General features: G+C 38.6%; 13 protein-coding genes and 1 riboswitch. Of the genes, 11 read left to right on the top strand and 2 right to left on the bottom strand.

All coding sequences use genetic code 11. From position 1 onward, the window contains the following. Positions 1 to 56: 56 nt before the first annotated feature. The 5 genes from FC19_RS00975 to FC19_RS00955 all read left to right on the top strand — a co-directional run bounded on the left by FC19_RS00975 (position 57) and on the right by FC19_RS00955 (position 4,257). Positions 57 to 926, top strand: a complete 870-nt coding sequence (locus FC19_RS00975; RefSeq protein ID WP_057875131.1) for a hypothetical protein — start codon at positions 57 to 59, stop codon at positions 924 to 926. Between the two features lie 25 nt (positions 927 to 951). Continuing rightward, positions 952 to 1,863, top strand: a complete 912-nt coding sequence (locus FC19_RS00970; protein WP_057875150.1) for an RluA family pseudouridine synthase — start codon at positions 952 to 954, stop codon at positions 1,861 to 1,863. A gap of 124 nt (positions 1,864 to 1,987) precedes the next feature. Further along, positions 1,988 to 2,635, top strand: a complete 648-nt coding sequence (locus FC19_RS00965) for a metal-dependent transcriptional regulator (protein ID WP_057875130.1) — start codon at positions 1,988 to 1,990, stop codon at positions 2,633 to 2,635. Between the two features lie 160 nt (positions 2,636 to 2,795). Next, a complete protein-coding gene (locus FC19_RS00960) occupies positions 2,796 to 2,996 on the top strand; it encodes a cold-shock protein (protein ID WP_057738235.1) in 201 nt (66 codons plus the stop codon). A gap of 76 nt (positions 2,997 to 3,072) precedes the next feature. Next, positions 3,073 to 4,257, top strand: coding sequence for an MDR family MFS transporter (locus FC19_RS00955; protein WP_057875129.1), 1,185 nt, complete (start codon positions 3,073 to 3,075; stop codon positions 4,255 to 4,257). Positions 4,258 to 4,598: 341 nt separating this feature from the next. Here the strand turns inward: FC19_RS00955 and FC19_RS00950 are convergent, their stop codons facing one another. After that, a complete protein-coding gene (locus tag FC19_RS00950; protein WP_057875128.1) occupies positions 4,599 to 4,871 on the bottom strand; it encodes a hypothetical protein in 273 nt (90 codons plus the stop codon). 329 nt (positions 4,872 to 5,200) lie between these two features. Beyond that, positions 5,201 to 6,265 carry an LCP family glycopolymer transferase gene (locus tag FC19_RS00945; RefSeq protein ID WP_476703308.1) on the bottom strand — a complete coding sequence of 355 codons (1,065 nt, stop codon included), beginning with the start codon at positions 6,263 to 6,265 and terminating at the stop codon, positions 5,201 to 5,203. A gap of 295 nt (positions 6,266 to 6,560) precedes the next feature. Here FC19_RS00945 and FC19_RS00940 point away from each other — a divergent pair, with 295 nt between their 5' ends. From FC19_RS00940 to serS, 6 genes are all read left to right on the top strand, one after another. After that, the gene (locus FC19_RS00940) at positions 6,561 to 7,076 is read left to right on the top strand and encodes a GNAT family N-acetyltransferase (protein WP_057875126.1); all 516 of its coding nucleotides are present in this window, start codon (positions 6,561 to 6,563) and stop codon (positions 7,074 to 7,076) included. Positions 7,077 to 7,105: 29 nt separating this feature from the next. After that, positions 7,106 to 7,609: an RrF2 family transcriptional regulator gene (locus tag FC19_RS00935; RefSeq protein WP_057875125.1), complete on the top strand. Its 504-nt coding sequence runs from the start codon at positions 7,106 to 7,108 to the stop codon at positions 7,607 to 7,609. Between the two features lie 363 nt (positions 7,610 to 7,972). Further along, complete coding sequence (gene alsS / locus FC19_RS00930) at positions 7,973 to 9,655, top strand: acetolactate synthase AlsS (RefSeq protein WP_057875124.1); 1,683 nt, start codon at positions 7,973 to 7,975, stop codon at positions 9,653 to 9,655. A 76-nt stretch (positions 9,656 to 9,731) separates the two neighbouring features. Next, positions 9,732 to 9,906: riboswitch (Lysine riboswitch) on the top strand. A gap of 134 nt (positions 9,907 to 10,040) precedes the next feature. Beyond that, complete coding sequence (locus FC19_RS00925) at positions 10,041 to 11,501, top strand: amino acid permease (RefSeq protein ID WP_057875123.1); 1,461 nt, start codon at positions 10,041 to 10,043, stop codon at positions 11,499 to 11,501. 51 nt (positions 11,502 to 11,552) lie between these two features. Then, on the top strand, positions 11,553 to 11,822 hold the full coding sequence (locus FC19_RS00920; RefSeq protein ID WP_057875122.1) for a hypothetical protein: 270 nt from the start codon (positions 11,553 to 11,555) through the stop codon (positions 11,820 to 11,822). Continuing rightward, positions 11,809 to 13,077: a serine--tRNA ligase gene (gene serS, locus FC19_RS00915; RefSeq protein WP_057875121.1), complete on the top strand. Its 1,269-nt coding sequence runs from the start codon at positions 11,809 to 11,811 to the stop codon at positions 13,075 to 13,077. Before FC19_RS00920 ends, serS begins: the two co-directional genes overlap by 14 nt. The last annotated feature ends 522 nt before the right edge of the window (positions 13,078 to 13,599 follow it).

Genomic DNA, 13,599 nt, shown 5'->3' with positions numbered 1-13,599 from the left:
GATGTATAGTAGTTTATACTTAAAGAGGTAGATGATGAAGGATGAGGAGTGAAATAATGAAAAAGGATGTGGAGCAACTAAGCAGACGCGGCCGCCAAACAGTGAAAATTCCAGGATATGCAATCAGCCGCTGGCTGGTTGTTTTGATTGGAATTACACTTTTTCTGGCAGTAAGCACGCATGTTTTGCAGAAAACGATTTTGAATTCGCAATTTGTAATTGCACAAGCTACCAAATCAGATTATGTCAATGAAGCTACAACGACTGTAAATAATGTTGTGGCTGATTTGGCGTCTTCAAACGGTGTTCCAACGACTATGACGACCAACTTAGTGACTACCAAGCAAGTCAAAGAAGATTTGGCTGAAATTGTGGAGAATGTCTATGCAGGCAAAGCAAATGCAATTGACAATCAAAAAATAAAGCAGCAGATTAGCCAAAACATTGCAGTTAAGGCCCAAAATGCAGGCATTTCAACGAGCAATGAGGAATTTACAGCAGTTCAGACAGCTTTACTAGGGAGTGTGGACAGTTATATTGATCAGACGATTCAAGACAGATACTTGGATAAGGCAACAGCTGCGATAAATAAAGCTGACAGCGTGAACAAACTTGTTTTTTGGATTAGTATTATCACAGCCTTCATTTTAGCAATTATTCTGATTTTTCATGATCGTTCCTTATTGCGTTGGATGCATTATATGGGATTATCGGCTCTTTGGAGCGGAGCACTAATGGCGGCATTGGCTTTTATTGCCAGCAACAGTGGCTTTTTTGCTCAAATAGCCGAACGCGCTGATCAAGCAAGCGGATTAGTAGAGAATTTGCTGGAACTTAGCGCTGCAAGTTTTCAAAATGCTGGGTTGTTACTGATGCTAGGCGGTGTGTTTGGAGTGATTATTGGAATTTTCAGGAGGAAATCCTAGAATTTTAATTGGAAGAGAGAGTTTTATGCAGTATACATGGAACAACAGTAAAGAGAACGTAACTGTTAAACGTTTTTTGGCAAATCGTGGAGTAAGCCACCGACTTTTAAGCCAAGTAAAAAAGGGGAACGGAAGAGTTTTAGTTAACGGAAAGAGAGTGTTATTGACGGATCGTGTTTTGGGGGTCGAAGAAGTGACACTCTGTTTACCGCCGGAAAATAATCAAGACGTTAGTGCTGACTATGAAAAAATAGAGATATTGTTCGAGGATAAGAATTGGCTTGTAGTTAACAAACCTGCTGGGTTGACCAGTGTTCCAGGTCCGAGTGATCGAGCGAAAACATTAGTCAATCGGGTAAAGGGCTATTTGATCGACAATCATGCTGAGGATCTAGTTCCGCACGTAATAACTCGACTTGACCGGTTTACAAGTGGGGTAGTTCTGATTGCCAAAAATCGATTGGCGCAGGGCTTGATCAATAAGCAGGTTGAGGAAAAAAAGATCAATAAGCTTTATTTAGCAGTTGTTGAAGGTAAATTACCGAGTAAACATGGGGTGATTGAGCAACCAATTGGGCGTGAAGACAATCAAATAAGGAGAGCTGTTTTGGCAAATGGACAGTACGCTAAAACTGAATATTGGGTAGTCTCAGAAAATAAAGACGCGTCATTGATCAGAGTGAAACTACATACGGGTAGAACGCATCAGATTAGAGTGCATTTTGAGTACTGCGGGCATCCTTTGTTTGGAGATAAGCTTTATGGTGGTGAGATGGGAAGAAAAATATCAAGGCAGGCGCTACATGCGAATTTGGTAGAGTATACAGATCCTTTTGACGGGACTGCGCGCGAGGTTTCTGTGATTCCACCAACTGATTTTTTAGAACTTTGTCGCACACTTGGATTAGAATTTCCTGTTTCAGAACAGTCGAATTAATCTTGAATAGAAAACTGTTAAATTTATTTAGTCAAACAGATAGGGAAAAATTCTGGTATAATGGCTATTAGAATTTTCATTTTTTAGGTCTATTGTCAGTGATAAATTAAGTGAGGTGAATGGCATGACACCCATGAAGGAAGATTACTTGAAGATTATTTTTGAGTTAGGTGGAACACAAACTAAGGTTTCAAATAAACAGATTTCGTTGAGCTTGAATGTTGCTGCGGGCTCGGTTACAGAAATGGTCGGTAAGCTGGTTAAAGATGGTTTAGCTGAACATACGCCTTATGCAGGCATTTCGCTTACCTCTGAAGGAATTAAAATTGCAGAAAATTTGGTTAGAAGACATCGGTTGTGGGAGAGTTTCTTAGTTTTTAAATTAGGCTATAAGTTACAAGATGTGCACACTGATGCTGAGGTACTGGAACATGTAACAAGTGAACGTTTAATGGATCACTTGGATGATTTTTTGGGTCATCCATCCCACTGTCCACACGGCGGTGTTATTCCTAATAAGAATGGCGATTATACAGAAGATAGTCATCAAGTCCTAGCAGACGCAGCGGATGGTCAAAGTGTTGTCGTTGACCGTTTTATTGATAATCATGATCTGCTTACTTATTTAGATGATATTGAATTGAACATAGGTGATAAATTAACTATAATAAATCATGCTCCTTTTGAGGGCCCCATTAAAATATTGATTGAAGAAACGGGTCAGGAAACTAATGTTAGCTTTAAAGCTGCCCATTATATATTTGTAAAATAATTGCTATTTGGGCTATCTTTTTTGGTAATGTCATGTTATACTATGGTTGTATTTTTGTATGGGTTACCGTGGTTAGATTGTTTCAAATAACTTTCCCCATTTGTGCCGATCAAGAATTACAACTATTTTAGTGCCATGAGGCACAAGGAGGATTTTATTTATGGAACAAGGTACAGTAAAGTGGTTCAATGCAGACAAAGGTTTTGGTTTTATTACTCGCGAAGATGGTAGCGATGTATTCGTACATTTCTCAGCTATCCAAGGTGACGGGTTCAAAACTTTAGACGAAGGCCAACATGTAACTTTCGATGTTGAAGAAAGCGACCGTGGCCCACAAGCTGTTAATGTTGTTAAAGATTAATTAAATTATAAAACAATTTAACCGGAGTAAGACAGCTAGCTGTCTTACTCCGGTTTTTTGTATTTCAGGAGAATGCATGAGAAAAGGGGAAATTCAACTAAGCTGGTTACTAGTAGGAAGTTTGATAGCCAGTACGGGAACGAGTTTTGTATGGCCACTAACAACGATATATGTGCATGACTACTTGCAGCAAAGTTTGACGACAGCAGGAATTGTTTTATGTATAGAATCAGTAGTCATGATTATCGGAAGTTATTTAGGTGGGTATATTTATGATCGTTCAAACAGTCACCAATGGCTGCTGGCATCAATTGGGTTATCAATGAGTTCAATGTTTGTTTTAATTTTTTTTAATGGATGGCCGGCTTACCCAATACTTTTGATCATCAACGGTTTTGGCGGGGCGGTTGCAAATACGTTGATTAATTCTTTGGCTACTTCAATAAAGAAATATGATTCGCGCTATGTTTTTAATATGCTGTATTTCACCGCTAATGTTGGTGTGGTCTTAGGCACACTTTTAGTGGGCTTTATTATCGACATCAGCATTCATTATGTCTTTTTGGTAACCTTTATCTTGTTTTTGCTTTTTTTTATAATTGCTAAGAAGTATTATAGCAATCCTACTAAAGAGGCACGCGAGCAGAACCAGAAGAAAAACAACAAAGCAACTGTAAAAACTGGAACGAGAAACATTATAATTATTGCATTAATTTTATTAACTTATTTGGCAATTCAAATTGGTTATTCTCAATGGCAAAGTAATTTATCTGTTTACATGCAGAGTTTGGGAATTGCTGTCAGAAACTATAGTTTGTTATGGACACTTAATGGTTTATTGATTGTTTTGGGCCAACCGTTAGTGAATTATGTTGATGAACATTTTAATGTTAATGAGTATACAAAAATATACGTAGGTTTTCTTTTATTTGGACTCGCTTTTGCGTCACTGATTTTTGCTAAGGATTACGCTCATTTCATTTTATCTATGGTTGTTGTGACGATCGGAGAAGTTATTACTTTTCCAACGATTTCTTCACTGGTTAATAAATTGAGCAGTGTTGCTGAAAAAGGCAGATTTCAAGGTTTTGTCAGCATGGCTGCTTCCTTAGGTCATGCTGTCGGACCACTGCTTGGAGGCGTGATCATTGAGATGGGTTCCTACGAAATGCTCTTTTCCTGCATGGTCATTTTAGTGGTTTTTAGTGGGAGTGCATGCGTTGTATTGACGGGAGTCCGAGGGAAAAGGCAGAAGAATTGATCTTTACAAATATGATTTAGGTAAGTTAGAAAGACAGGAGCAGGTGAAAAGGGGAGTGGGGTCGTAAAGCTTGATCTAGTTAGCTCATTGACTCCCTATAAGTGTGTTCCGTAATTCAAAATTTATCGTCTGATTTTGAATCACTCATAGAAAAACACACCCTATGTTCGCAATTGCACGTTAGTATTCAATTTTCCTCATCTATGTTCCTCGCTCAGCTTTTTATTTTAACCTTGCGTTATACAAAGTACCATGTCTTTAGCGAAAACAAAAAAGCTATGTGCAGACGCACATAGCTCTTCTTTAATCGATATTTACAGTTAGTTAGAAAGAATCTTGAATTAGACGTTTTCTTCTTCAAGCTGAACGATAGTATAGTTTTCAGTTGGAACGTGATGTTTTTTCATGATAGCGATGAAACATTGACTGAAGACATCAAGTTCCGGAACGATAGATTCGATACGCCATTTCTTATGTTTGAGCTGTGTAACAACACCTAGCTCGTTGATTTCGGGAAAATCATCGATTTGTGGGACTAGGACACTATTACTGAAATTTATTTCATAAATATGTGGTGTTGCTTCGGCCCAAGCAAGATAACTTTCTTCATTCATAGATAATCCTCCTTTGGTGTAAACGCTTTCTTTAACTAATGGATAATATACTACTTCAACCAGACAATTGTCAATAGGCTTTTTAAAAAATTAATCAGCTATATAAAAACGGGGATAGGAAAGCACTGAAAAGTAGTGTATATATGGTGGAGATCGGCAATTGAACGCTAAGAACTGACTGTGAACATGGGCGATTTCTGAATATTTAAACGCCTTGTTTGCAAAAAAAGTCTTAAATTTTTAAATCCTGAATAATTGTATAAAAATAAGCTGGGAAAGCGTAAAGTCAATATTACGATTTCTCAGTTTATTTGCTTTTTGCAGGATATTTAATTCTGGCTGTCTGTCGCGCTAGTGTCGTCTGAATTCAAAAGCGTATTCCCTGTATCTGCTTTTGGAATGTTAAGTGAGGAGCGGAGTAAATCAGTAACGCGCTGCTTCTCATCTTCTGGGACTGATTCAAAAGAAACGCCATTGATTAATTCTGGATCCCCTTGAGCATGGTCAGAAGTCATGTGGTGTGTGGCTGTTCGATATTTTAAAGCCAACAACATAATATCGTTGAATGAAAGGTCCGTTTTTAACTGTTTTGAAATCTCATTGAAAAATTTTTCGCTCAGCAGATTTTTTAAACTGCTACCGTTGGCCGCAATCTTAGTAAGAACCTGTCGCTGGCGCAATTGGCGCCCATAATCTCCCTGGGGGTCATCGTGGCGCATCCGAACATAGGCCAAGGCCTCAGGCCCGGACATATGAACCATTTTGTTTTTAGTGAATGAGTAGCCACCATAAGAAAAGGAAAGCGTTGGCTTGACATCAACACCATTGACAGCGTTGACCATATTTTCTAAGCCACCCATATTGATCGTAGCATAAAAGTCGATTGGAACATTAAGGTACTTTTGAACTGTCTTAACAGCTGTTGTAGAACCACCATAATCATAAGCAGAATTTAATTTGCTTGGATAATAACTTTCGTAATTAGTGATAGCAACTTTGGCATCACGCGGGAGACTAACCAATGTCATGTGTTTTTTGTCTGGATTTAGGGTCAAAAGAATCAGCGTATCTGTTCGACCTTTAAAGTTTCTCCCTAGTGCACCAGTGTCAGTTCCCATCAAAAGGATTGAAATAGGTTCGCCGTTTTTCAGCAAGGAGGTTGTGTCGCGCTTTTTTTTCACATTGTTTGGGCTATACATTGTGTTGGTAGCCTCGCGTGCATTCTTATAGACACGTGAAAAATAAAACAGGCCTAAATTAAGACAGCATACCATTCCAAATAAGATCCAGAAAAAAATTATTTTTCGCCGCTTTTTTGAAGATTGAGTAGAACGGGTTTTCTTCGAACTGCGCCTAGAATCCCCCTCTTTAGATTCTTCTCTGTTCTTAGCCACCGACAAACATCTCCCTAACGCTCTATTATTAACCTATTTATATTTTAACAAATTATTTTAACGATGACCAATCAGCATATATAAATCGTTAGAGGAAAGATAATTTATTATGCTAAAGGTAAAAGCTTACGCTCTTACAAACTAGTAGTATATTGCTTAAAAAAAATGCTAAAATAAAGTCAGCAGTTCCTATCTAAAAATAAATTTATGAAGCGGTTCATGAAACACAAGTTTTGTATTTTCTGAACAGCTTTACGGTGTGATTTTCAGAGACAACATGGAAAGATGTGAGTCTATGCTTTCAACAAAGAGATTGAGAATTAGGCGGATAAGAAAGAGTGATCTACATGACCTACAGGAATATGCGTCACAAGAAGAGGTTGCCCAAGAAGCAGAGTTCACTGTATGCAAAACAATGAATGATGTACACGCCTTTTATGACATTTTGGATAACGATCATACTTGGGTTCTTGAATATGTTGCTGAAAATAAGGTAATTGGCAATATTTGTCTGTATGAGCAAATTGGCGAATATAATGAACCACAGCCTGCTAAGCGGATCGCCGGTTATGCGCTCAACGCAAATTACTGGGGACAGGGCTTTATGACTGAGTCTTTAGGTGGCATATGCATATGGGCACAGCAAAATGATATAAAAGAAATTATTGGAATCGTCTCAGATACGAACCATGCATCGCAACGTGTTCTTGAGAAAAATGGGTTTGAATTAGTTGCTAAAAACAAGCCTAATCCGTTTCTGAGAAATGCATCTATGAAACAGGTTTATACATATCGTAGAATTTTTAATTAATTATGTAACTCAAAGGTGAGGATTTTAAAATGCAATTAACAAAAGGATTTGAGCAAGCGGCATGTATTATTGCTTTACTTGCAACACAAGATCGAAAAGTACCGCTCTCTTCACAGATGATTCATCAAAGAATAAGCGGTTCACAGACATACTTGCAAAAACTGCTGCGAAAATTAGTTGTTGCAGGTTTGATAACATCTGTTTCGGGTAATAGTGGGGGGTTTTCTTTAGCCAAAGATCCCAAAGAAATTACGATATTGCAGATTGTCGATGCGACTGAAGGTGAAATTCAGTCTTATCCCGATTTGGGCTTTATTGATCTTGTTTTTAAAGACTTTCGTCCTATTCCGCATGAAGCAAAGCAAGTCATGAATGATATTTTTCAGCAAGCCGACAAACGCTGGTGCCAGTTTCTGGATGAACAGACCGTTTATCATGTTATTTCAAAAACACTGGGGAAGGAAGAAATCCCTCTTGTAGATTGGAATAATCCAGCTGTGACCAAAAGTGATGTCATTCCCAAACTAAGGTAAATTACTAAAAATATGTAAAACAGTTAACTGTAGTTTGCCCTTTCACAAGCTAGAGCCTGATGACTATGCCAAATTACGGTAAAGCTTAGATGGAATTATCTTAAATAGCGCTGTAAAAGACTTCTTTTTACCGACAATGTAACAGCTTACTTTGAGACAAGTTCACAAACTTTTAACACTCGAAATAGTTGGTATGATAATTGTTTGGTTTATTTTTTTATTAATAAAATCACAAGCATAAAAGATACTAGTATTTGCCTAAGTGCAATGCTATGATGAATTTTGAAATGGTTATCAAAAGGTGTACTTATGCTGTAATTTTTTAATGTAAGAAATCTTTTTAGTCAAAAGGGAGTTAGTAAGATGAAAGATGATGAAAAGTATTATGGAGCCGATGCGATTGTTGATAGTTTGATTAACCACGGTGTTGAATACGTTTTCGGGATTCCAGGAGCGAAAATAGATCGTGTTTTTGAAAGTTTGGAAAATCCAGCTTCACCCAAGACACCAAAATTGATTCTGACGCGGCATGAGCAAAATGCGGCTTTCATGGCAGCGGGAATTGGCCGTATCACAGGCAAACCGGGAGTTGTGTTAACTACATCAGGCCCAGGAGCAAGTAATCTGGCAACAGGATTGGTTACGGCAACGGCCGAGGGTGATCCTGTATTAGCGATTTCTGGTCAAGTCCAAAGAACGGATCTACTTCGTTTGACCCATCAAAGTATGGATAATTCAGCTTTGTTTGCTGCTATTACTAAATATAGTGCAGAAGTTCAGGACCCTGAAAATATCTCTGAAGTAATTGCTAATGCATATCAGGAAGCAGAAGCTGGCAAACAAGGAGCCGGGTTTGTATCAGTGCCTCAGGATGTAACTGATTCGGAAGTGAAAACCCGTGTTATCAAACCATTGACAGCGCCTAAGCTGGGGCCTGCTAGTCCGATTGAATCAACTTTGTTAGCACAGCGGATCAAGGCGGCTAAATTGCCGGTATTGCTTCTGGGGATGCGTGCCTCCTCGCCAGAAACGACTAAAGCCATTCGCAATTTGATCGCGGAAACTCATCTACCGGTTGTAGAAACGTTTCAGGGTGCAGGTATTATTCCGCATGAAATGGAAGAAGATTTCTTTGGGCGTGTAGGTTTGTTCCGCAATCAGCCTGGTGATCAGCTATTGAAACGCAGTGATTTGGTTGTAGCGATTGGATATGATCCGATTGAATATGAACCACGAAACTGGAATGCAGATGGGAAAGCGAATATTGTTGTAATTGATACAATGCGGGCGGAAATTGATAAAAACTTCCAGCCTGAGCGTGAATTGGTTGGAGATATTGCGCAAACACTTGATTTTCTTTTGCCATATATGAAAGGTTACAAAGTTTCAGATGTCTCAAAGAAGTATTTAAGTGAATTGCATATTAAATTCGAAGAACGGGATGAAGCACCCGCGGTCAAAGAGGGACAAATTTTGAACCACCCGTTAAGTGTTATTCGTGAACTTCAAAAAAGAGTTACTGATGACATGACCGTTGCGGTCGATGTAGGAAGCTTTTATATTTGGATGGCACGTCATTTTAGAAGTTATTCACCGCGTCATTTGTTGTTCAGCAATGGTATGCAGACACTGGGAGTAGCTTTGCCATGGGCGATAGCTGCTGCGCTGGTTCGCCCTGAAACACAAGTCGTTTCTGTTTCGGGTGATGGGGGATTTCTTTTCTCAAGTCAAGATTTGGAAACAGCTGTGCGCTTAGGACTGAATATCGTTCATATTATTTGGAATGATGGAAATTACGACATGGTCAAATTTCAAGAAGAGTTGAAATACGGACGTGCTGCGGGTGTAAAGTTTGGACCTGTTGATTTTGTTAAATATGCTGAAAGCTTTGGCGCTACAGGTTTGCGTGTAACACAAGCAAGTGAACTCGGCAAAGTTTTGGATCAAGCATTTGCTACCAAGGGGCCAGTGGTAGTTGATATTCCTGTTGATTATAGTTTCAATCAAGAGCTTGGCAAACAAATTTTGGAGGATCAAATACATTAATTTTGGTACGTCTCAGTAAGTTTTAACAGTCGTATAGTTTAGTGTTGTCTTTAGAGCCATAAAAGGGTAAAATATTTTGTCGAAGAGAGGTCGCAGATGATATCAGTAGTTATTTTGAGGTGGTAAAGCACCGTTGAAAAATAATGAAAGGAGAATCTGCCGAAGCTGATGCCGCTTTAACGGTGTACGGCTGGGGTTCAGCTTAATAGGCTGGGAACTGTCGCAATTAATTGCGGAGCGCTATCGAATATGACTTTGAGTTTTGGTTTATTAAACTGACTATTATAAAAAGCCTTGTCGATACAGTATCAGCGGCAAGGCTTTTTGAGTGCGGTGATTGAAGCATATGTATAGGGGCCTCAAAATTAGGGAGGTTTGTTTAAAGATGGGAGTTAATAAACATCCGCAGCAATCGCATATTAGAAGAGCGCTTAAAACACGGCACTTATCAATGATTGCATTAGGCGGAAGCATAGGAACTGGGCTTTTTGTTGCCAGCGGTTCGGCAATTAGTACGGCCGGCCCTGGGGGAGCACTTGTTGCGTATATTGGAATAGGATTAATGGTTTTTTTCTTGATGACAAGTTTAGGTGAAATGGCAACGTACCTACCTGTAACGGGCTCTTTTGCGACGTATTCTAAACGTTTCGTTGATCCTGCTCTTGGTTTTGCAATGGGATGGAATTATTGGTTTAATTGGGCAATAACATTAGCTGTTGATATCAGTACGGTGGCGCTTGTAATGAAGTTTTGGCTGCCAAATGTGCCAAGCTGGATTTTTAGTTTGGCTGCACTGGCTATTATTTTTTGCATCAATGCATTTTCGGTTCTGTCGTTTGGTGAGACAGAATATTGGTTAGCACTGATTAAAGTGATAACCGTTATTATTTTTTTAATCGTTGGTATGTTGACGATAGTCGGTATTATGGGCGGACATGCTGTTGGATTGGAGAATTTTTTCTATAAAAAAGCTCCGTTCGTTGGTGGTATTCCAACGATTCTAAGTGTTTTTGTCGTTGCTGGTTTTTCATTTCAAGGTACAGAATTGATTGGAATAACTGCTGGTGAATCAAAAACACCGGAAAAAAGTATTCCCAAAGCAATTAAACAAGTTTTTTGGCGAATTTTGCTATTCTACATCTTATCGATTTTTGTTATAGCCTGCTTAATTCCGTATACAAGCTCTAATTTACTAGGTTCCAGCACAAACGATATTACAATTAGTCCATTTACACTTGTTTTTCGCAGAGCAGGGCTGGCTTCAGCCGCGAGCGTCATGAATGCTGTTATTCTGACATCTGTATTGTCGTCTGCCAATTCTGGAATGTATGCTTCAACGCGAATGTTGTATTCACTGGCACGCAGTGGAGATGCACCTAGAGTTTTCGGAATGTTAAATATTCGGGGGATTCCATTTCCTGCACTTTTAGGAACTACGGTTGTAGGGTTATTCACATTTTTAGCCAGTGTGTATGGGACAAGAATATATACTTTTCTGGTTAGTGCCAGCGGATTGACCGGCTTTATTGCATGGCTGGGAATCGCAATTTCACATTATCGGTTTCGGAGGGCTTTTAAGAAACAAGGGAAATCCTTGGACGAATTGCGTTATCGAGCTAAATTATTTCCCTTAGGGCCTGTTTTGTCATTGATACTCTGTATTTTGGTAATTGTGGGCCAGGACTTGAAATCTTTCGCTAATTGGGACTGGCAAGCAATAGGGGTCAGTTATATGAGTGTGCCGCTGTTCTTGGTTCTTTATCTGTACTATAAAATTAAATACCACACTAAATTGATACCCCTAGAGTCAATTGATTTGAAACGAACAGACATCAAAAAGGAATAAGCCGCTTTTGGAAGGTGTTTTTAGTACTTGAATTTTTAGACAATTGATATTATGATGTATTTAAAAGTAATAGTGAAAACATCTAAGTTCGCCATAAGTAGACACGAAGAGACATGGTGGTCGCTGCAAACCATGACGTCGAAATTCCAGCGTTCAGTTGTATGGGCAGGTAATGCTGCACGGGAGACCGTTATTATTTTGAGTGCGATGCTTTTTGTCGAACTTGGGTGGTACCGCGAATCTAGTCTTTTCGTCCCAATTAGGGATGAGAAGACTTTTTTAGTTTGTAAATTAAGGAGGAAACAAGATGTTAGATATTAAAATGATCCGTCAAAATGCTGCGGAGATAAAGCAACGGTTGGCAACACGTGGCGTAAAAGCAGAAACGATTGATAAATTGATCGCAGAAGATCAAAAGCGGCGCGAATTGGTTGTTGATAGCGAAACTTTGCGTCAGAAACGAAACGAAGTATCTGAAGCCATTGCAGCTGCAAAAAGAAACAAACAAGATGCTAGTCAACAGATTACTGATATGAAAGAAGTCGGAGCTAAGATAAAGGCTTTAGAAGAGGAATTGAAAGCCATTGAAGCAAGTGTGAAAGACATGGCTGCGCGTCTTCCTAATCTTCCTAACCCGACTATCCCTGTTGGACCGGATGAAGATTCTAACGTGGAGATAAAGGTTGTAGGCGAACCGCGGAAATTTGATTTTGAACCAAAACCTCACTGGGAAATAGGTGAGAATCTTGATATTTTGGATTTTGAACGCGGCGCAAAAGTTTCTGGAAGTCGCTTCCTTTTTTATAAGGGTCTAGGAGCTAAACTTGAAAGAGCAGTTTATAATTTTATGTTGGATGAGCATGAAAAAGAGGGATATACAGAAATATTACCTCCGTACTTAGTTAATGGAGCTTCGATGTTTGGGACTAGTCAATTTCCTAAATTTAAAGAGGATGTTTTTCAAATTCAAGGACAGGATCTGACTTTGATACCTACTGCTGAAGTACCTCTGACAAATTATTATCGTGATGAAATTATTCCAGACGAAAAATTGCCAGTTTACTTTACAGCACTATCGCCGGCATTTAGATCTGAAGCGGGAAGCGCTGGTCGAGATACGCGTGGATTGATTAGGCTGCATCAATTCAACAAGGTTGAAATGGTTAAGTATTGCAAACCGGAAAATTCATATGACGAATTAGAAAAAATGACCAAAAATGCGGGAAGTATTTTAGAAAAACTAGGTCTTCCATACCATATAATTACTCTTTCAACGGGAGACATGGGTTTTTCTGCTGCGATGACGCATGATCTTGAAGTATGGATTCCTGCGCAAAATATGTATCGTGAAATATCGAGCTGCTCAAACTGTGAAGATTTCCAAGCTCGTCGCGCACATATTCAATATCGTGATGAAAATGGCAAGTTACAGTTTGTCCATACATTGAATGGGTCAGGCCTCGCTGTAGGCAGAACGGTTGCGGCTATTTTGGAAAATTATCAGAATGAGGATGGAACTGTGAATGTACCCCAAGCTCTGCAGCCTTATATGCACGGAGTTGAAGTAATCAAGTAAGATTAATAATCTCGTTAAGAAGCACACGCAATTATTTTTGCATGTGCTTCTTTTATAAGAAGACGAACAATAAAATTAATAACGAATCAAAAATTATTAAATTGGACACTAAAATGGCTGAATAAGGCGAGTAAACAAATTATTATTGCCTAAAAGTGAATATTCATAAAAAATAAAATTCAGATAAATTGAATCAATTCAGATTATATGCAAAAAAATAAAAAAGTTGTTGACGTAAAGTTGAATAGTTGGTATTATATTCATTGTTGTCAGTGACATGCATGAGGTTAGAAATAATTCCTGTAAGGATATTTTTAAATTATTGTTGGTTGTTTGACAGGGTTAACTAGAGGAAGGATAAATGGTTATTTATACATTTACGTGTGTGAATACTTAATAATTATAAATCAAAATTATCTTGACACACTTTGAATTGTAGTTTATAATCAGTACTCGTTGTTAACTTATGTAGACCTTTGAAAACTGAACAAAGTTTCGACGAATCAAATGTGTAGGGTCTCC

This window comes from Liquorilactobacillus aquaticus DSM 21051, assembly GCF_001436755.1.
Classification (GTDB): domain Bacteria; phylum Bacillota; class Bacilli; order Lactobacillales; family Lactobacillaceae; genus Liquorilactobacillus; species Liquorilactobacillus aquaticus.
This window is presented reverse-complemented; position numbering and strand designations above follow the sequence as displayed.